The following is an 18,285-nucleotide window of genomic DNA, read 5'->3' on the forward strand; positions in this document are numbered from 1 at the left end:
CTTCACGGGGAGCTCGATATGCGTACCCCGATCGAGGTCGAGCAGGCCTACTATGCTGAGGCCGAGGAACTTCTGTCACCGACCGGTTGACAGGAAAACCGGTCGGAACTCAAACCAGGCCAATTCACTCAACGCCTTCGCGATCACCTTCGAAGGCCGAATCAACTAAGAATGCGCCAGGCCAGATCCACCGTTAACCTGACAGACCCCGCCCGGATCGTGAAGGGCATCGCCCCCTACGGCTACGACGACTCGAAGCTCGTCGAGATCGCGGCCGGCTTCGGTGTCGACGCCGCCTCGTGGGCCGCAGCCCAGGAGGGCTGGGCTGCGCGGATCCAGGCCGACCGCGGAGTGGGGCGCCGCTTCAACGAGATCTACTCGGCGGTGTGACATGGGATTCTTCAAGGATCTGCATGCGCTCGGCAAGATCGGGCGCGAGGCGCAGGACCGCATGGACGTCGGGGCGAGCATGGCCGCGATGCAGCAGTCGATCACGCAGGCGAGCCAGGTGATGGCCGCGGCTGCACCGCCCGCACTCGACCCGGCCCTCGAAGCGCAGCGGGTGCCGACCACCGCCACCGTCGTCGACGCGCGGCAGCAGCCCATGATGATCGGCATAAACGCTGTCGTCGAGATCGACCTGCACGTCGCGCTGCCGGGAGGGATCCCTCTCCCCGTCACTCGCACCGAGCAGCTGAACCCGCTGCTGCTCGCGCGAGTGGTGCCCGGGGCGGTGCTGCAGGCGAGCGTGGTACCGGGCAGGCCCGACTCCGTGCGGCTGGAGTGGCAGGGCTGAGCCTGGCCGCGGAGCTGCGTCGACGCAGATCAACGATCGAGGGGTCGCATTCGGGTGTTATTCGTACCGCGAAACCCCCAAATGCGACCCCTCGCGCGCGCCGGTGGGATGGTCGAGGAGCGAGTACGGCGGGCCGGGGCACCCGAGGCCGTAGCGAGTCGCGAGTGAATCTTCAACCCTCTGCTCGCGCGGACCCACGGGCGACAGACTGAGAGTACGCGGTCGAACGGCCCGCCCACACCGCAGCAGGATCAGCAGCAGGAGGAGACATGGAATCGACACCGAACGCCATCCCCGAAGAGGCCGAGGGATCCGGACTCACCGCCCCGGGGGAATCCGAGGGATCCGAATCCGCGCCGGTGCAGCCGCTCGGCGACGAGGATGCGACCGCGCAGGACCCCTCGCAGATGGATCCCGCTCAGGCCGAGTGGGATCGCATGGCGGCGCTCGACGGCGGCGCTCCCGCCGACGAGTCCGACTCCGCCACAGGAGGGGACCCCGCCGAGATCCCCGACGCCGGCGACGAGATCCCCGCCGAGGATCTGCCGAGTTCGGAGTCGCAGCCCGAGACGCAGGGAGAGGATCCGGTGATCGCCGAACTCGGCGAGGAGGGCGAGGGGGATCTCACTCCTGAGGATCTCTGAGATCGGGCGAGGTCGGCGACAAGGTCTCTCCCGGCCTCGCTCAGTCGCAGGAGAAGGGATCCCTCGCCGACCCGCCTTACTCCGGAATCTCGTTGAGCGTCTTCTCGACCGAGGTGAGGCGGTGCTCGATGCTGTCGAGTCGGCTCATCAGCTTCTCGTTGACCTCGGCGTTCTGCCGGAGCGCGCCTGCGCCAGCTCGGCCTTGCGGCCGCCCAGCGTGTTCACCACGGTGATCGTGACGCCGGCGAGGATCGCGACGATCACGATCCACACGAACCAGGGAATGTATTCCATTATTCTTCTCCGTCTCCGTCGATGGGGTCGGCCGCGACCGCGGCGACGATGGTTGCAGTGTCGATGACGAGTTCGAACGGCACGATCTCGTAGTACTTGTGAGCCTTGCCGTCCTCGCCGAGTTCGAGCTTCCCGGCGACGAAGCCGGCTTCCTCGAGCTTGGTGAGATGCATGTAGAGGAGCGGGCGGGACATGCCGACCCTACGGGCGAGTTCGCTCACGTGCAGGCGTTCTTCTGCGAGCAGGGCGATGATGCGCATTCGCTGGTGACTGGCGATGGCCGCGAGCTTGCCGCTGAGGGCCGCTCCTGTGATCCAATTGTCCATCTCCGGCTCACCACCCCTTCATTGGTGTAAGAATTATCTTACACATGGAATTTTAGGATGGCAATGGAAGGATCGCGGCAAGCCCGAAACCCCCGGGCGCCACCCTCCGATTTCGCATCGGAGTCACCCCACTGTTATGATCGATGAGTTCGCGGGTCCTTAGCTCAGTTGGTAGAGCGCGTCGTTCGCAATGACGAGGTCAGGGGTTCAATTCCCCTAGGATCCACAGGTCCAGGGAGAGCGGTTGGACCAGGCTGTTCAGCCTGGTCCAACCGCTCTCCCTGTTTCCGGAAGCACCCGCTGCGGTGCGCTCGGCACGCCTGTCCGCGCGAGCTTCGAAGCCGCGCGGCACGTTGTTGCTCTTGGGGCGTCTTATTTCAGAGAGCAAAGCGCCCCAGCGCGCATAATGCGCCCCACGGTGAACAACGCACCCCGCGGTGAGCGAAGGATCCGCGCCGCCACGGTGCGGGAAACGCGCTGACTCAGCCCGAGCCACCGCCGACGCAACGCGGCAGCTCAGTCCGAGCCGCCAGTGGCGCCGCGCCGCGGCTCAGCCCGCACTGCGGCGGCGGAAGACGGCGTCGAGGTCGGGCATGCCGTCGCTCGTGTCGCCGATCACGCCCATCTGCTTCAGTCGTGCGGCGCGCGCGTCGGACTCGGCGCGGCGCTGCACGGAGGCGGCGATGGCCGCCTCGTCCGCGCGCCGTTTCGCCGCGGCGGCCTCGGCAGCCGCATCGGCGTCCGTCACCGCGCCGCCAGTCGCCGCTCCGCCGCCCCCGGCAGCGGCAGCGGCAGCGCCGCCTGCAGCATCGCCCTGGCCGGGGGTCGACCCGGAATCGGCCCGCGCCCGCGCCACCTGCTCGCGCACCTCGCGCAGCAGGATCGAATCCGGTTGGTTCTCCTTCGGAGCGGGCCGCTCAGCTCGCGCGCGAGCCAGCGCACGAGCGCGCTCGATGCGCGCCGAGGCCGCCTGCTGCGCCGCCGCGTGCGCCGCTGCCGCGGCGTCCTCGCCGCGCAGCACCTGGGGCTCGGCTTCGACAGTCTCGGGTTCGAGCACCTCGGGCGCCGGCTCCACGCTCTCCGCGGCGATCGGCTGCACCCGCACGCGCCCGGGGGCGAGCAGCACGAGCACGCCGGTGCCGAGCGCTCCGAGCAGCGCCGAACCGATCAGCACACCTGCACCACTGCCCGCGATCGCGAACCCTGCCCCGACGAGCAGGCCCACGATGCCGAGCACAGCCGCGAGCGCCGCGAGCGCACGCACTCTGCGCACGACGGGCCTGCGCAGCCGTGCGGCGCGCTGCATCGCGGCCTGCTTGCGCCGCATCTGCTGGGCGCGGATCTCGGCGCGCACTTGCTCGGCGCGCTCCTCCGCGAGCCGCGCCTCACGCTCGGCTTCCTGCCTGCGCTGCGCGGTGCGCAGCAGCTTCTCGTGGGCGAGTGCCTCGCGCGCGGTGGCCTCGACGCGCACCTCGTGCGGCACCTCTGTGGTCTCGGCGAGCACGCGGAGCGTGCGCTGCAGCCGCAGCGCGTTGCGCTCCGCCGCCCTGAACTCGCGCCGCCGCAGCCACGCCGGCACGAGCACGGCAGCCCACAGCAACGCCGCCACCACGAAGATCACGCCACCGCCGAGCACACCGCCACTCATGACGTACACTGTACGGCGCACCGGCCGAGGCCGCCTCCCGGCACGCCGCGCAAGCGCCACCGCGCACGAAATCGGCTGCCCTTACTCAGAGAATCGCGACAGGTCTGGCGATGGATCGGGCCCGCTCAGGGCAATAGGCAGGCGAGGGATCAGCACCCGCCCTGATCACCGCTCCATGAAAGCCGACTTTCAGAGAAGCCCCTCGAGTTCGAGCACCCGCCCCGGCGACCGCCCCGCCTGAACGTCGGCTCGATGCGGCTCGGCACCGATCCCTCAGCTATCGGTCCCGGTGAGCCGCGCCAGCAGTCCGTCCGGAACGTCCTCCCGGGTCAGCGCGTAGCTGTCGTGATCGCACCAGTGATCGTCGATGTGGATGTAGGCGAGCCTGCGCCCCTCGTAGCGCATGCCGAGCTTCTCGACGACGCGCAGCGAGGCGGTATTCTCCGGCCTGATGCAGATCTCGACACGGTGCAGTCCGAGCACCTGGAACAGGTAGTCGACGGCGAGCGCGACGGCGGTGGTCGTGATCCCTCGCCCCGCGACATGCTGCGAGACCCAGTAGCCGATCTGCGCCGATCGCAGCGCTCCACCGCTCACCTCGGAGATGCTGAGCTGCCCCACGACCGAGCCGTCGTAGGTCATGACGCAGGGCACTCCGGTTCCGGCCTTGAGCTGGCGGCGCAGCAGGCGGATCGTCGGGCGCATCGAGACCGAGCCGGGCACCACCGTGCTGCCCGAGGGGTGGGTCGCCTCCCATGGCGAGAGCCAGGAGCGGTTCTCGCGCAGCAGCCGCTCGAGCGGAGCGGCGTCGGACACGCGGATCAGGCGCACGCCGACGCGCCCCGCCGACAGGGGCGCGAGCGGCTCGATCGGTCGCCCGAGCGGCACCTCCGGCTCCCGCTATTCCGCGGCGCGGCGCGCGCGCAGGCGCTCGGCGAAGTCGAGCACCCAGTCGCCGATCTCCTCGCCGAGCTCCGGGTGGTCGACGCCGAGCAGCACGTTGGCCTTGATCCAGTCGGCGCGGTCGCCGGTGTCGTAGCGGCGACCGCGGAAGACGACGCCGTACACCGGTCCCTCGCCCTTGCCCTCGGCGAGGTGGTTGAGCGCGTCGGTCAGCTGGATCTCGCCGCCGCGGCCCGGCTCGAGTCGATCGAGGATGTCGAAGATCTCGGGACGCAGCACGTAGCGGCCGATGACGGCCAGGTTCGAGGGCGCCTCCTCGGGAGCGGGCTTCTCGACGAGGCCCGTGACCCGCACCACATCGGGATCATCGGTCGGCTCGACCGCGGCGCAACCGTAGAGGTGCACGGAGCTCTGCGGCACCTCCATCAGCGCGATGACGGTCGCACCGCGCGCATCGTGCTCCGCGATCATGCGGTCGATGAGGGGATCCCTCGCGTCGATGAGGTCATCGCCCAGCAGCACCGCGAACGACTGCTCGCCGACGTGCTTGCGCGCGCGGCCGACCGCGTGGCCCAGTCCGAGCGGCTGGCCCTGGCGCAGGAAGTGCACGTCGGCGAGGTCGCTCGCCTCATGCACTTTGTCGAGCCGATCCTCATCGCCCTTGTTCTCGAGCGTCGACTCGAGCTCGGGCACGCTGTCGAAGTGGTTCGAGAGGTTGCCCTTGTTGCGGCCCGTGATGATGAGCACGTCGTGCAGCCCCGCGGCAGAAGCCTCCTCCACGACGTACTGGATCGCGGGCTTGTCGACGATCGGCAGCATCTCCTTGGGCATCGCCTTCGTCGCGGGGAGGAAGCGGGTGCCGAGACCCGCGGCCGGGATCACGGCCTTCGTCACGGAGGAGCCAGGGGCATCGGCCCCGTTCGAGACCCGAGTTTCCTGCGTTTCACTCATACGGCTCAGCCTATGCCATCGCTCTGTGACCGAGCAGGGGGTTGCGCGGAGACGCCCCGGAATGCCAGTGGGGTACCGGTCTCCGGCCGAGCCGCGCCGAAACGGACCCGCTGCGCCGATGTCGGAGGCTCCCCCTATCCTGTGCGTATGCAGCAGCACGATGACATCGTCCGCGAGAAGCGGCGCATCCGCGGTGAGGTGCGCGCGCGGCGCCGCGCCCTCACCCCAGAGCAGCGACGGGCGGCGGGCGAGGCGCTCACCGCCAGGCTTGCGGAGCTCGTCGAGAGCCGGGGCGCGCGATCGGTCTCCTGCTACCTGCCGCTGCCGAGCGAACCCGACACCATGGGCTTCCTCTCCTGGGCCGCGGGGCGAGGGATCGAAGTGCTGCTCCCCACGTCGCTCGAGGGCTTCCGGCTCGGGTGGATCAGGCCCGACGGCACGGGCACGGTCGCGGGCGCGCACGGCATCACCGAGCCGCGCGGCGAGCTGCTGCCCGAGGGCGCCATCGGCGAGGTCGACCTCATGCTCATCCCCGCGTCGGCGGTCGATACGAGCGGTATGCGGCTCGGCTGGGGACTCGGCTACTTCGACCGCTGCCTCGACTCGCTCGAGCGCCGCCCTCCGGTGTTCGCCGTCGTGCACGACGGCGACGTTCTCGACCGCGTGCCGGCCGAGGCGCACGACTCCCCCGTCACGGGGGCGGTCACGCCGACTCGCGTGCTCTTCTTCGGGTGAGGGATCCCCTCGCACCGCCTCAAGGCAATGTCCGGGCACTGGCGCGGGAGTCGGGGTATGATCTGACACCGTGCCTACCTACGCCTATCGATGCGCCGACTGCGGCCACGCCTTCGACATCTATCAGTCGTTCTCCGACTCGGCGCTGACCGAGTGCCCCGAGTGCGGGGGCAAGCTGCGCAAGGTGTTCGGCTCGCTCGGTGTGACGTTCAACGGCTCGGGCTTCTACCGCACCGACTCGCGCTCGTCGGGCACGGCGAAGAGTTCGGGCGACTCGGGCTCCGCGAAGAGCGCGGCGTCGAGCGGATCATCGGGGTCGAGCGGTTCTTCCGGGTCGAGCGGGTCGAACAGCTCGGGCGGCTCATCTTCGGGCTCCGCGAACTAGCACCCTGTCGCCTCCTGTCTCGTCGTTCGGGCCAGGACGCTCATTCGGATCGATCCGGAGGAACCGGTCCGAATGAGGGCGCTCATCCGACTGGGCGTGCAGGGATGCTGACCCGAGATGCCCGGGAGCATCCGCGAGCGCCCAAAACATCCGTATGCATCCGCGGGAGCACGCCGCGCAGCGAGGATCAGCCCCAGTGCGGCGGCCTGTCCTGCAGCAGCCGCGCGTCGTTCTCTCCCGCGGGCTCGGCCCGCTCTCCCGCCTCGCCCCAGCCCTCGGGACGGTCCTCGGCGGCGCGCGAGGTGAGCGGATGCTCCGCGGGCCGCGGGTCGGTGCCCGCAGGCGCGGGCAGGGTCGCCCTGCGCGGCCCGCGGCGACGCCGCGAACCCTCGCCGGCGGATCCCTCACCGGCGGCTGCCGAGCCCGCGGGCATGTCGGTTCCCCGGTCCACGGGCGCCGGGCTCGCAGGTGCCCGCGATCCCTCGCCCGATGACGGCGTCGCGTTCATCGCACCCCTACCGGGTCGACGTGTCGGCCTCGTCGCCCGTCTCGCGCCCGATGATGCGCGCGATGCGGTTCGCCACCTCGTCGGGGTCGGAGAACAGGTCGAAGCTGTGCACGCGGTAGTAGTGCCAGCCGAGGCGGCGCAGCACGGCGGGGCGCAGACGCAGCGAGTCGCGCAGGCTGTCGCCCTCACCCAGGTCGAGATCGACGGCGATCGCGCGGTCGCCGTACGAGGCGGCGAGCGGGATCGCTCCGCGATAGTCGAGCGTCACGGACAGGCCGAGCTTCTCGAGGCGGTCGGCGAGCTCGCCGACCATGGGATCGCGCTCGGCGGGCAGCGACGGGGCGGCGGGCTCCGGGTGCTCGAAGGCGAGCAGCTCGGCGAGCTCGACCACGCCGTGCTTGATGCGCGCCGAGTCGAGATCCTCCGGCTTGAAGCAGCTGACGATCGTCATGGTGCGGCGGGCGCGGGTGATCGCGACGGCGAGCAGCCGCTCGCCTCCCGGGCGGCCCAGAGCGCCGAAGTTCGAGAGCACTCGACCGTGCGGGGTGCGGCCGTAGCCGATCGAGAAGATCACGCGGTCGCGGCTCTGCGCGGTCGCCTGCTCGAGGGTGAGCACGGCGAAGGGTTCGGCGCGCTCCCCCAGCAGGAAGTCGCGGTACTGCGGGAACTTCGAGAACGCCTGCAGCACGGCCTGGTAGACCCGCACCGCGTGGCGCTCGCTCGCGGTGATGACCATGAGCGACTCGTTCGCACGATCGCTCGCGTGCTCGAGCACGAGCTGCACCACCCGATCGACCTCTGCGTCGGTGCTCTCGACCGCGCCGGTCTGCTGGTCGGGCAGCCCCTGCCCGCCCCGCACGAACTCGTAGCTGAGGCTCGAGTGTCCGAGGAAGCTGCCGGCCCACGGCAGCGACTGGATCGCGCCGTCGTAGAAGCGGTTGTTGACGAGCTCGGTGAGATCTTCGCCGCCCGCGCGGTAGCTGCGCGTGAGCGAGAGCATCGGCAGCACCTCGGCGAGCTGCGCGAAGGTCGATGCGGCATGCATGGCCTCGACGTCTTCGTCCTCGTCGGCGCTGCCGCCGACCGAGATCTCGAAGTTCGACGGGCTCTGCGTGACGGTGTCGCCGAACGCGACCACCTGGCGAGCGCGGCGCAGCGCACCGAGGTTCTCGACGAGGGTGGTGGCGCCTGCGTCGACCACGAGCACGGTGTCGAAGCGCATCGTGTCGGGCAGCTGCGGGATCTCGTAGGGCGACATCACCCAGACGGGGGCGAGGGATCCCAGCAGGTTCGGCGCGCGCTGGGCGAGCGCCGCGATCGAGGTGTACCCCGCGCGCAGCACCTCGCGCATGGCGAGTGCCTCCTGCCGGTGATCGAGCACGGAGACGCGCCAGGAGTCGGCGAGGTTCGCGGCGAGCGCCGCGCCGTTGGCCCCCGCGTGCGCGTCGTCGACGAGCCGGAAGTCGGCCTCGAGCCGCTCGACCACGCTCGTGTTCGCGCTGAGCAGCGCCTGGTTGGTCTGCAGCATGCGCTCGAGCGCCGACTGCCACCAGGCCAGCTCGAGCTCGGCCGCGACGTCGCCCGCGGGCACGTGGCGGGCCGAGAGGTCGTCGAGCAGGGGCTCCAGCCGCGCGGCGCGCAGGCGTTCCACGATGGCGGTGCGCTCCTGGATGTTCTGCAGCACCTCGGACTCGCGGGCGAGGTCGGCGATACGGTTCGCGAGCGCGCCGAGCGTGAGGTTCTTCATGCGGTCGGCGTCGCCGACGGTGCCGAGCACGCGGTCGAGCTCGTCGAGATCCTGGTACGCCGACTGGAAGGCGACGACCACGTCGCTGATCCCGAGCGGCACCTCGGGCCTGGCGCCCGCCACCGCGGAGTAGCGCTGCCACAGCACGCGCTGCTGCTGGATCTGCACGAGCCGCGAGTACATGTCCGTGACTGCGACGCCGGGCCGCACGTACTCGCGCGCGAGCTTCTTGAGGCGGCGCTTGTTGGCAGAGGTCATCTCCTCGTTGCCGCGGGGGGCGTGGGCCGCGATCACCTCGGTGAGGGATCGGTCGTACACCTCCGGCGTGAAGCGGTCGAGCGTCTCGCGCACGCCCATGAGCAGGCGCAGGTAGATGCCGAGCTCGGCGATCGTCTCGTACGGGCGCATCGGGGTCTGCCCGATGACCTCGTTGGCCATGGAGATGAGGCGCGGCAGCTGCGACTCGGCAAGGTCGACGGCGAGGCGGTACGCGGAGCGAGCCTCCTCGGTGGTGGAGAAGTCGACGCCGTACCAGGGCGAATCCTCGGGCCCGTACTGGAACTGGCCGAGCCGCGCGACCTCGGTGAGCGCCTCGGCGACGGAGGTGCGGTCGAGCGTCAGCTGGGCGAGCGCCTGGTCGTCGAGGCGCACGGTGGTCGACGGCGGGCGCTCGCTGAGCGCGAGCGTCGTGAGGCGGCGGAGCGCATCGAGCGGCGAGACGCCGAAGCGCGAGTCGGGGGTGTCGAGCGCCTGCTGGTAGTCGAGCAGGACGCCGCGCAGGCGCACGAGCGCTTCGTCGACCTCGCGCATCTGCTCGGGGCGCGCGTTCTCGTTGCGGCTGATCGACTCGACGAGGTTGCGGCGCAACCTGCGCGGGGTGACGGCGAGGCCTGAGAGTCCGACGCGCGTGAGTCGGTGCGTGATGCCGTCGAGAGTCGCCCGGCGCGGCGACACGACGAGCACCCGCTTGCCCGCGCGCACCAGGTTGCCGATGGCGTTCACCACGGTCTGGGTGCCGCCGGTGCCGGGCAGCGTGCGCACGACGAGCGAGTGGCCGGCGTCGATCTGCGCGAGCACGTCCTCCTGCTCGGCGTCGGCGTCGTAGAGGCAGCGATCGGTCTCCGGGGACCGCTCGTCGGCGGAGGTCGGGTCGACCGGGCGGTACGACTCGGCGAGCTGCCGCTTGGCCGGTTCGCTGCCGCAGACGGCCTCGAGGATGGGCTGGTCGAGATCCCTCGCATCGGCCACCATGCCCTGGGACACGTTGTGGAACGACGAGACGACGAGGCGCGGCTGCACGACGAAGTCGGGAACGCCCGCCACCATCTGGCGCAGACGGTCGATCACGGGCTGCGGCTTGAAGACGCCCTCCGACTGCGAGAGCTCGATGAGGGACCGCGCGTCGAGCGTGATGCCGAACTGCTCGCGCAGCGCGCGGATCAGTTCGGAGTTCACGACGGGGAACTGCTTGAGCTTCAGCTCGAAGTCGCGGCCGTAACGGCGGATCGCGAGGGGCCGCAGCAGCACGGGGGCGCAGAAATCCTCGCCCTCGAACGACCACTTGGCGATGCCCACGCCGAGGTTCACGGTCTCGAGGCCGCGCACGGTGCGCATCTCGATCGCCTTGTCGGTGACGCGGCCGGCGGCAGCGCGCGCGTGGCGCAGCGCCAGGTCGTCGCGGATCAGCGCGGAGAGCAGGATCTTGTTGCCGGTGATGAACTGGGGCAGGCCGCCGGGGTGCGTGGTGGAGAGCTCGATGCGGTTGGCGGGGCGGTCGTCGAAGTGGAGCAGCGGGTTGCGACCGCCGATCGCGGCGAGCTGGCGCAGCCACTCCGCGTGCTCATCGGCGTGCGAGTCGACGAGCGAGACGGGGCCGGTGAGGTGCTCGGTGAGGTCGGCGGGCCGGGCGGCCGCGGAGGCGGGCGAGGGATCGGGCGCCTTGGCGAGGGCGCCCTCGCTCTGCGGGCGCACCTCTTCGGCGGCCGTCTGCTCCGGCTTCACCTTGTCGCGACCATTGGCACCGTTCTGCCGTCGCCGATCTACACTCCACACACGCCCACCATAAGCGGTGCTTCCGTGAATCGGCGCAACCGCACCGGAGTTTCGCGGCGCGCGGCGCTATCGCTTTGGGTCGGTCGACGGACTCGCGACCTCCGTCGCGCCGGTGACGACCGGGTCGGCCACCTCGACATCGCCGCCGCGCAGCCTCGCGAGTCCGTTCATCACGTGGTAGACGCCGATCGCGGCGAGCGAGCCGAGCGCGATTCCGTTGAACACGACCGAGTCGAGCTGCATCGTGAAGTCGGCGATGCCGACGATGAGCGCGACCGCAGCGGTGAACTGGTTGATGGGTTTCGAGAAGTCGACTCGGTTGTCGATCCAGATCTTGACGCCGATGAGCGCGATCAGGCCGTAGAGCGCCACCGTCACGCCGCCGAGCACACCGGCCGGAACCGAGAAGATCAGCGCCCCGACCTTCGGCGAGAAGCCGAGCAGCATGGCGATGGCCCCGGCAACCCAGTAAGCGGCGGTCGAGTAGACGCGCGTCGCCGCCATTACGCCGATGTTCTCGCCGTAGGTGGTGGTCGCCGAACCGCCGCCGAAGCCGGCGAGAATCGTCGACAGGCCGTCGGCGAGCAGTGCCCTGCCGGTCACCGGGTCGAGATCGCGCTTCACCATGAGGCCCACGCTCTTGACGTGGCCGACGTTCTCGGCGACGAGCACGAGCACGACGGGCAGGAAGGCGGGCAGCAGACCCCACAGGGTCGGGTCGGCGAAGGGGTTGGCGGGCAGGTGGAAATCGGGCAGGCCGACCCAGGCGGCCTCGCGCACCTCGTCGAAGTCGACGATGCCCATGAGCGTGGCCGCGACGTAGCCGACCGCCATGCCGAGCACGATCGAGAGACGCCCGATGATGCCGCGGAACAGCACTGTGATCAGCAGGATGGAGGCGATGGTGATGAGCGCGGCCGTCGAGTGCAGCCCCTGATCGACGGAGGGATTGTTGGCAGGATCGCCGAGCCAGTTGTTCTTCACCGCCGGCGCCAGGTTGAAGCCGATGAGAGCGACGATCGCGCCCATCACTACCGGCGGCATGAGCGCGTTGATCCAGCCCGTGCCGAAGCGCTGCACCACGACGCCGACGAGCGCCATGAGCACGCCCATCGCGAGGATGCCGAACGAGGCGCGGGCGAGACCGCCCGGCTCGCCGTACTCGTAGCCGGCCGTCGCGGCGCCGATCGGCGCGAGGAACGCGAACGAAGACCCCAGGTAGCTCGGCAGGCGGTTGCCGGTGAGCACGAGGAAGAGCAGCGTGCCGAGACCCGAGAAGAACAGGGTCGCCGACGGCGGGAAGCCCGTGATCAGCGGCACGAGGAAGGTCGCACCGAACATGGCGACCACGTGCTGCGCGCCGAAGCCGATCGTCTTCGGCCAGCTCAGCCGCTCCTCGGGGAGCACGATCGCGTCGGGCGCGACGCGCTTCCCGTCTCCGTGCAGCTTCCAGGGCAGCGCCATCTTGGCTCCTTCGATCGACCGGTCGACGCTATCGCGCCAACCGACGATTCTAGCGCCGGTGGAGCTGGTGAAGTGAGTCGGAGTATCGAAACCCGGCACGCCCGACGGTTTCGACTCGTCGCAAGCTCCTCGCTCAACCAGCGGTGGGGGGACTCCGCTCGCTCAACCAGCGGCAGGAACCCTTCTCCGCCCGCTCAGGGCGGCAGGATCCCTTCTCCACTCGTCAGTAGATGTCGAGAATTCGAGATCCCACGACATCTACTGACGAGCGCAGAGTTCCTCTCGCCGGTTGAGCGAGGCGCGGCGCTCAGGCGGCGATGTAGACCTTGCGGATGTGATCCTCGACGGTCCACCGTGTGCGCGTGCCCGCGACCAGGCGCATCACGTCGCCCGGGCCCACCTCCACGACGGTTCCCGGCTCCACGCCGGGCCCGTCGAGCAGGTCGATCGTCGCGCCGCCCGACAGCACGACGAACATCTCGTCGACCTCGGTGTCGGTCACGGTGCCGCCGCGCAACTCCCAGATGCCGACTTCCGCACCCCCGATCGGGCCGAGCTCGAGAACGCCCTGCTCAGGCGACCCTGAAATCACGTCCTCGGCGGGCACCGCGTCGAGTTCGACGGCGGCACGGATCCCTCGCACCATCTCATTGCGCCCCTCGGGCAGCAGATTCTCGCTCATCGCGGTTCTCCTCAGGAATCGAAGCCGAGCCCGAGGGCGTCGAGCGTCTTCAGCAACAGGTTGCGCTTGCCGCGGTTGTGGTCTGCGCGGTCGAGCGACCAGCGGGTGAGGTTGATGCCGATCGAGGCGGCGGGCTCGGGCGGGAAGGGCAGCGGCACCTGCTTCACCATCTCGAGTTCGGTGCGCTCGGTGACGCGACCCTCGAGGCGGTCCACGATCACGTCGGCAGCGAAGTGGGTGGCACCGACGCCGAGGCCGGTGAAACCGGCCACGTACTGCACGCGGCCGCCGTGCGCCTGTCCGAAGAACGCGCAGAAGCGGGTGGAGGTGTCGATGACGCCGGCCCAGCGGTGCGTGAACTTCAGCCCCGCGAGCTGCGGGAAGGTCGTGAAGAAGTGGCTGGCGAGCTTGCGGTGGCTCTCCATGCGATCCTCGTACTCGTTCTTGATGCGCCCGCCCGCGAAGTAGACGGCGTCGTAACCGCCCCACAGGATGCGGTTGTCGGCGGTGAGTCGCGAGTAGTGGAACTGGTTCGCCATGTCGGCGAGGCCCTCGCGCCCCTCCCAGCCGATCGAGGCCAGCTGCTCATCGGTCAGCGGCTCGGTCATGAGCACGTAGTCGTACACCGGCACGGTGTGGAAGCGGTAGCGCTTGAGCAGCGAGGGGAACACGTTCGTGCACAGCGCGGCGCGTTCGGCCGTGACAGTGCCGCGCTCGGTGACGAGCACGATGGGGCCGTCCGCGCCGCCCTCCAGCCGAGTCACCGGCGTGCCCTCGTGGATCTCGACGCCGATCGACGCGGCGTGCCTGGCCAGCTCTGCCGCGAGCTTCGCGGGGTGCACGTTGGCGTTCTCGCGGGGCGAGAAGTCGGCGCCGAGGAAGGTCGGCGAGTTGATACGGGCGCGGGCGCCCTCGGCGTCGAGCGTCACGACCTCCGGGTCCTCGCTCTCGCCGAGCCACTCGACCTGGTACGGCTCGTTGGCGACCGAGAGAGCGCCGTTACGCTCGAAGTCGACGTCGAGCCCGTGCTCGTTCACGAAGCGCTCGATCGCGTCGAGGTTCTCGTGGCCGAGGCGCAGCAGCTTGTCGGCCTCCTCGGGCCAGCGGGCCTCGGCGTTGGGCTCGCCGTGGCTGATGCTCGCCTCGCAGAAGCCGCCGTTGCGGCCGGACGCCGCCCATCCGACCCGCATCGCCTCGAGGAGCAGCACGCGGCGCTCGGGGTGCTCGGTCTTCAGCTTGATCGCCGTCCACAGGCCGGCGTAGCCGCCGCCGACGACCGCGTCGTCGACGCGCTGGTCTCCGGGCAGCTCGGGGTAGCGCGCCGCGCTGTCCGCGATGTCCTCGGTCCAGAAGCAGCCGAGCTTCGTGTCGGCCAGCGCCTCGTCGACGATACGCGCCGCGGGTCGCTGAGTTTCGAAGATGGTGGGTTCCATGGGGTCCTCGCAGTTCGGTTTCCGTGTCGATCTTCGCACACCGACGGCGCGTTGTAAACATAGATGTCAACCACGTTGACTTTAGGTGTTCGGGGCCTGCGAAGAATCCACGAGGGATCGCGGCGAGGGATCCTGCCGCACCGATCCCCTCGAGGGTCCGTCCCGCACGCAAGGCCGCACCGATCCCGCCCACCGTGCCGCACCGATCCCCTCGACGAGCTGACACCTTTTGCACGAGATGAGGCCTTATGCCCGGGAATCCGGGGGTATCTCGTGCAAAAGGCAGCATCTCGCGGTGAGCGGACGCGGCCGGGGGCGGGCGAGACTCCGACGTCGGGCTAGCGCGCAGGGCGGCACCGGAGCGGAACGCGGCCGGGGGCGATGCGAACGGCACCGGGCGGGGCGTGAACGGCCGCGCGGAGAGCGGAGAGCGCGGCGCGGTCGCACACCCGTGGAGCGCGCACGGAATGCGCGCACCGGAAGAGCACACGAGGAGCGCACTCCGGAAACGCGCGGCGTCTACGCCCTCGGCGGCTTCATGATCGCGCCCGTCGCGAGGCCCATCGCGAGCCCGGCGGGCAGCCACAGCCAGAACTGCGTGAGCAGGCTGAGCACGAGCCCCACGACCGCTCCCATGGCGATGCCGATGAAGATCTGCTTGCGCCGCGCTGCGGGATCGGGCTCCTCGCCCTTCGACCGGCGGCTGTTCTTCGGTTTCGCGCTCATGCGTCCAGCCTAGGCACAACCGGCTCGAAGGGGGCCGTGTCGCGCCGACCCGCCGCGAGCGCCGCCTCGTCGAGCGCGCGCAGGGCGGCGATCCGCCCCTCGGCGATTCCCGCAGCGCGGGCGGCGAGTTCGAGGGTGCCGGTCGCGCGGGCGATCTTCGCAGGGCTAGGCGAGGGATCCGCCCCCGCCTCCCGCAGCACAGGCTCGACGGCGTCGAGCAGCGAGGGATCGGCCCCCTCGGCGAGCTCGGCCTCCCACTCGCGCCAGACGCGGCGCTCCCCCGACGCACGGTTCACGGCGCGCACGCTGTCGTCGGCGAGCTCGATGACCTCGCACCCCGATGCGTCGCGCAGCCTCACGATGCGGCGCGTCGTGCGCAGTTCGGCGATCGGCGCGATCCCCTCGTCCGAGCCGATGCGGCGCGCGATCTCCTCGCGCAACCCGGTCGGCATCTCCGCAGCGGGGGGCCAGAGCATCTCTCGGGCGCCGTCCGCGCCCTTCTGCTTGAGGTGCCACCCCGCGTCCTTGCCCCCGAAGCGCACGCGCACGGCCAGACGGTTGCGGGCGAGGGCGCGGTCGGGGGTGTCGAAGTAGGCGGCGGCGAGCTCGACCGTCTCGGCAGGGTCGGCTGCGAGCCCGAGCCCGGCGAAGACCTCGGCAGAGGGCAGCTCGGATCCCTCACCGACCTCGTACTTGCGCTCGATCTCCAGAGCCTGGGATGCCGCCGCGGGTGCCTCGTTCTCGCCTGTCATGCCGCCAGCATACGGCTCACCGGCACCGGCCGAGGCCTCGTGCCCCGCTTCGGGTTCCGACCGCTCGCCGGCGAACCATACGATGCCCGCCCCGGCGCCGATCACCAGCAGGATGCCGCAGAACGCGACCGGCGTGAGCACCTGGCCCAGCACGACGGTGCCGATGATCGTGCCGACGACGGGGTCGAAGGCGAAGAACACGCCCAGCACGCGTGCGGAGGTCAGCCGGCCAGCCATCGTGTCGACGGTGAACGCCAGCGCCATGCCGATCAGCGCCGACAGCGCGAGCGGCGCCCAGAACCCGGCCTCCATGCGGGGCAGCGTGGTGATCGAGACCGGCAGCATGATGATCGCCGCGACCGTGACCGAGAGCGCAACGCTCGGCAGCCCGCCCGCCGACTGGCCCACGCGCGCCGCCAGCAGTGTGTAGAGCCCGAAGGAGGCGCCCGCGAGCGCGGCGAACAGGAGGCCGAGCGGATCGAACGGCCCCCCGAAGCCCGCGATGAGGCCGACGCCCAGCACCGCCGCGACCGCGAGCAGCCCCTCTCGGGGGCGGCGCGACGCGGCGAGGGCGACGACGCACGGGCCGAGGAAGTCGATCGTGGTCGCGACGCCGAGCGGCAGCCGGTCGAAGGCGAGGTAGAGGAAGGCGTTCATCGACGCCATCGCGACACCGTAAAGCACGATGCCGCCCCACTCGCGCCGGCTGCGCCCCCGCAGCCGAGGCCGGAAGACGGCGAGCAGGATCACTGCGGCGAGCGCGATGCGCACCGAACTCGTGCCGAGCACGCCGAGCGGCGCGAAGAAGTTCATGGCGATGGCCGCCGACACGTACACGCCGATCGCTCCCACGAGCACGAGGAGGGCGGCACGGATCGTGTCGCCGCGGGTGAGGGATCGGGAGCCGGGATGAGCTGTGGTCACCAGGCTCAGTATATTGACGCGGCGATACACTGGCCCGATGGGGACGGCTGAGGCGCTCGAAGCGGCGGCGGATCGCGCCGCGCGCGCATGCTCGGAGGCCGTCTCGGCGCTGCTCGCCGCCGGCGTCGCGCCGGAGGCCCTCGCCGAGTACGTAGCCCCGCGCCGGGTACTGCTGCTGCCACGCCCGGCGACCATGCGGCCCCTCGGCGAGGTGTGGCGCGTAGGCTCGCTGCTGCTCGACGCCGATGCGCGGCTGCACGCTCTCGGACGCGCGACGCGGGCGGCCGAACGCGGGCGTCCCGGTTACCAGTCGGTCTCGCGCGAGGAGCGCCGAGACATCGCCGCGGCGGCGCTGCGCGGCGGCTACGAGGCGGGAACGCCGGTGAACTTCGACGCCCGGCCGATCCCGCTCGATGCCGCGAGCCTCGCCTCCGTCGCACCTGAGCTGCCCGTAGGCCTCGCCGAGGGCGAGGTGCGCGTGCGCTGGCGGGCCGGGGCTCCCTTGGAGGGCGCCCCGACGCTCGCCGCCTACCTCGCGGATCGGGTCGGGCTGCTCATCGACCCGCCGTTCGGCGACTGAGCGGGGCGCGCGTCGGCAGGTCGACCTGCGCCCGCAAGGGATCGCCCGCGCCCGCCGGACCTGCGAGCGGAGCCTCCCGTCGGCCCGGCGAGCAAAGCGAGTCGAAACCCAGGTCCGGTCTCAACACCTGCCGAAAGGCTTGTGGGGTCGGAGCAGGGGGCGCTGAGGCACGAAGTGCCCTGGAGAGGAATCGAACCCGGCAGGCCGCTCAGGGCAACGCGCCAGCGTTGCGCGGTCACGCCGCGTGACGAGCCTGCGAGTCACGTTGAAGGTTCGTTGGATGAGCCCTCGACAGGGGCGCTGAGGTACGAAGTGCCCTGGAGAGGAATCGAATAGCATCAGGCCCCAGTCGCCGCCTCAACTTCCGCATGATTCTGCGAAACTTGGGGGGCGTCGAGGGGCCTCAGGGGGCGTTGTGGGTGGTCAAGTGTGGGCAAAATGTGGGCACGCCGAGCGTCGTCCATCGCCGCACCAACCGCATCAAGATCGTCCTCAAAGAGGTCGGCGTACACGTCGAGCGTCATCGCCGCCGACGCGTGCCCGAGCATCCGCTGCACCGCCTTCACGTTCGCTCCAGCCTGGATGGCCAGCGACGCGGCAGTGTGGCGGGTCAAGTCCCGGGTGGTGGTGTAACGGTTGGTCCTTCGTGGTGATGGGGTCAGGCGCTGAGCTCGAGAACGGTATCGATCACCCCCTCGGCGTCGTTGTCTGTGACGAGGGTGAGGCGGCTCTTCG

General features: G+C 70.4%; 19 protein-coding genes and 1 tRNA gene. 7 read left to right on the forward strand and 13 right to left on the reverse strand.

What is annotated here, in order from left to right; translation table 11 throughout:
* Positions 1–219: 219 nt before the first annotated feature.
* The 3 genes from J4H91_RS14575 to J4H91_RS14585 all read left to right on the forward strand — a co-directional run bounded on the left by J4H91_RS14575 (position 220) and on the right by J4H91_RS14585 (position 1,440).
* Complete coding sequence (locus J4H91_RS14575; RefSeq protein WP_208046981.1) at positions 220–390, forward strand: hypothetical protein; 171 nt, start codon at positions 220–222, stop codon at positions 388–390.
* 1 nt (position 391) lies between these two features.
* The gene (locus J4H91_RS14580; protein ID WP_208046982.1) at positions 392–796 is read left to right on the forward strand and encodes a hypothetical protein; all 405 of its coding nucleotides are present in this window, start codon (positions 392–394) and stop codon (positions 794–796) included.
* A gap of 269 nt (positions 797–1,065) precedes the next feature.
* On the forward strand, positions 1,066–1,440 hold the full coding sequence (locus tag J4H91_RS14585; protein ID WP_208046983.1) for a sugar ABC transporter ATPase: 375 nt from the start codon (positions 1,066–1,068) through the stop codon (positions 1,438–1,440).
* 147 nt (positions 1,441–1,587) lie between these two features.
* On the opposite strand, the gene J4H91_RS14590 is transcribed toward J4H91_RS14585, so the two are convergent.
* A complete protein-coding gene (locus tag J4H91_RS14590) occupies positions 1,588–1,734 on the reverse strand; it encodes a hypothetical protein (protein WP_208046984.1) in 147 nt (48 codons plus the stop codon).
* Entirely contained in the window at positions 1,734–2,060 is a 327-nt protein-coding gene (locus tag J4H91_RS14595; protein ID WP_208046985.1) for an ArsR/SmtB family transcription factor, read from the reverse strand. Before J4H91_RS14595 ends, J4H91_RS14590 begins: the two co-directional genes overlap by 1 nt.
* 153 nt (positions 2,061–2,213) lie before the next feature.
* Between J4H91_RS14595 and J4H91_RS14600 the strand changes: the two genes are divergently transcribed.
* Positions 2,214–2,286: transfer RNA gene (locus J4H91_RS14600), tRNA-Ala, on the forward strand.
* A gap of 324 nt (positions 2,287–2,610) precedes the next feature.
* Here J4H91_RS14600 and J4H91_RS14605 read toward each other — a convergent pair.
* From J4H91_RS14605 to galU, 3 genes are all read right to left on the reverse strand, one after another.
* Complete coding sequence (locus J4H91_RS14605) at positions 2,611–3,708, reverse strand: hypothetical protein (protein ID WP_208046986.1); 1,098 nt, start codon at positions 3,706–3,708, stop codon at positions 2,611–2,613.
* A 273-nt stretch (positions 3,709–3,981) separates the two neighbouring features.
* Positions 3,982–4,596 carry a GNAT family N-acetyltransferase gene (locus J4H91_RS14610; protein ID WP_208046987.1) on the reverse strand — a complete coding sequence of 205 codons (615 nt, stop codon included), beginning with the start codon at positions 4,594–4,596 and terminating at the stop codon, positions 3,982–3,984.
* Between the two features lie 12 nt (positions 4,597–4,608).
* Entirely contained in the window at positions 4,609–5,562 is a 954-nt protein-coding gene (gene galU / locus J4H91_RS14615; RefSeq protein ID WP_208046988.1) for a UTP--glucose-1-phosphate uridylyltransferase GalU, read from the reverse strand.
* Between the two features lie 147 nt (positions 5,563–5,709).
* Here galU and J4H91_RS14620 point away from each other — a divergent pair, with 147 nt between their 5' ends.
* Positions 5,710–6,297, forward strand: a complete 588-nt coding sequence (locus tag J4H91_RS14620; protein ID WP_208046989.1) for a 5-formyltetrahydrofolate cyclo-ligase — start codon at positions 5,710–5,712, stop codon at positions 6,295–6,297.
* Between the two features lie 70 nt (positions 6,298–6,367).
* Positions 6,368–6,682 (forward strand): FmdB family zinc ribbon protein, encoded by a 315-nt coding sequence (locus J4H91_RS14625; protein ID WP_208046990.1) that lies wholly within the window; start codon positions 6,368–6,370, stop codon positions 6,680–6,682.
* 187 nt (positions 6,683–6,869) lie between these two features.
* Here the strand turns inward: J4H91_RS14625 and J4H91_RS14630 are convergent, their stop codons facing one another.
* The 7 genes from J4H91_RS14630 to J4H91_RS14660 all read right to left on the reverse strand — a co-directional run bounded on the left by J4H91_RS14630 (position 6,870) and on the right by J4H91_RS14660 (position 16,970).
* Positions 6,870–7,190, reverse strand: a complete 321-nt coding sequence (locus tag J4H91_RS14630; RefSeq protein ID WP_208046991.1) for a hypothetical protein — start codon at positions 7,188–7,190, stop codon at positions 6,870–6,872.
* Positions 7,191–7,197: 7 nt separating this feature from the next.
* Positions 7,198–10,938, reverse strand: a complete 3,741-nt coding sequence (locus tag J4H91_RS14635; protein ID WP_341783566.1) for an AAA family ATPase — start codon at positions 10,936–10,938, stop codon at positions 7,198–7,200.
* A 117-nt stretch (positions 10,939–11,055) separates the two neighbouring features.
* Positions 11,056–12,453: a uracil-xanthine permease family protein gene (locus tag J4H91_RS14640; RefSeq protein WP_208046992.1), complete on the reverse strand. Its 1,398-nt coding sequence runs from the start codon at positions 12,451–12,453 to the stop codon at positions 11,056–11,058.
* 307 nt (positions 12,454–12,760) lie between these two features.
* A complete protein-coding gene (locus J4H91_RS14645; protein ID WP_208046993.1) occupies positions 12,761–13,135 on the reverse strand; it encodes a cupin domain-containing protein in 375 nt (124 codons plus the stop codon).
* Between the two features lie 11 nt (positions 13,136–13,146).
* Positions 13,147–14,568, reverse strand: coding sequence for an NAD(P)/FAD-dependent oxidoreductase (locus tag J4H91_RS14650; RefSeq protein ID WP_208046994.1), 1,422 nt, complete (start codon positions 14,566–14,568; stop codon positions 13,147–13,149).
* A 519-nt stretch (positions 14,569–15,087) separates the two neighbouring features.
* Positions 15,088–15,294 (reverse strand): HPP family protein, encoded by a 207-nt coding sequence (locus J4H91_RS14655; RefSeq protein WP_208046995.1) that lies wholly within the window; start codon positions 15,292–15,294, stop codon positions 15,088–15,090.
* Complete coding sequence (locus J4H91_RS14660; protein WP_208046996.1) at positions 15,291–16,970, reverse strand: CYTH domain-containing protein; 1,680 nt, start codon at positions 16,968–16,970, stop codon at positions 15,291–15,293. The genes J4H91_RS14655 and J4H91_RS14660 overlap by 4 nt, the downstream gene beginning before the upstream one ends.
* Positions 16,971–17,007: 37 nt before the next feature.
* Between J4H91_RS14660 and J4H91_RS14665 the strand changes: the two genes are divergently transcribed.
* Positions 17,008–17,550: a hypothetical protein gene (locus tag J4H91_RS14665; protein WP_208046997.1), complete on the forward strand. Its 543-nt coding sequence runs from the start codon at positions 17,008–17,010 to the stop codon at positions 17,548–17,550.
* A 338-nt stretch (positions 17,551–17,888) separates the two neighbouring features.
* On the opposite strand, the gene J4H91_RS14670 is transcribed toward J4H91_RS14665, so the two are convergent.
* A partial coding sequence (locus J4H91_RS14670; RefSeq protein ID WP_424960850.1) for a tyrosine-type recombinase/integrase occupies positions 17,889–18,285 on the reverse strand: 397 nt, incomplete at its 5' end.

This window comes from Leucobacter ruminantium (genome assembly GCF_017565705.1).
Lineage (GTDB): Bacteria > Actinomycetota > Actinomycetes > Actinomycetales > Microbacteriaceae > Leucobacter > Leucobacter ruminantium.

Coding starts and splice junctions, on each gene's coding strand:
- J4H91_RS14580 (WP_208046982.1), top strand. CDS start 392: ATGGGATTCTTCAAGGATCTGCATGCGCTCGGCAAGATCGGGCGCGAG.
- J4H91_RS14585 (WP_208046983.1), top strand. CDS start 1,066: ATGGAATCGACACCGAACGCCATCCCCGAAGAGGCCGAGGGATCCGGA.
- J4H91_RS14590 (WP_208046984.1), bottom strand. CDS start 1,734: ATGGAATACATTCCCTGGTTCGTGTGGATCGTGATCGTCGCGATCCTC.
- J4H91_RS14595 (WP_208046985.1), bottom strand. CDS start 2,060: ATGGACAATTGGATCACAGGAGCGGCCCTCAGCGGCAAGCTCGCGGCC.
- J4H91_RS14605 (WP_208046986.1), bottom strand. CDS start 3,708: ATGAGTGGCGGTGTGCTCGGCGGTGGCGTGATCTTCGTGGTGGCGGCG.
- galU (WP_208046988.1), bottom strand. CDS start 5,562: ATGAGTGAAACGCAGGAAACTCGGGTCTCGAACGGGGCCGATGCCCCT.
- J4H91_RS14620 (WP_208046989.1), top strand. CDS start 5,710: ATGCAGCAGCACGATGACATCGTCCGCGAGAAGCGGCGCATCCGCGGT.
- J4H91_RS14630 (WP_208046991.1), bottom strand. CDS start 7,190: ATGAACGCGACGCCGTCATCGGGCGAGGGATCGCGGGCACCTGCGAGC.
- J4H91_RS14640 (WP_208046992.1), bottom strand. CDS start 12,453: ATGGCGCTGCCCTGGAAGCTGCACGGAGACGGGAAGCGCGTCGCGCCC.
- J4H91_RS14645 (WP_208046993.1), bottom strand. CDS start 13,135: ATGAGCGAGAATCTGCTGCCCGAGGGGCGCAATGAGATGGTGCGAGGG.
- J4H91_RS14650 (WP_208046994.1), bottom strand. CDS start 14,568: ATGGAACCCACCATCTTCGAAACTCAGCGACCCGCGGCGCGTATCGTC.
- J4H91_RS14655 (WP_208046995.1), bottom strand. CDS start 15,294: ATGAGCGCGAAACCGAAGAACAGCCGCCGGTCGAAGGGCGAGGAGCCC.
- J4H91_RS14665 (WP_208046997.1), top strand. CDS start 17,008: ATGGGGACGGCTGAGGCGCTCGAAGCGGCGGCGGATCGCGCCGCGCGC.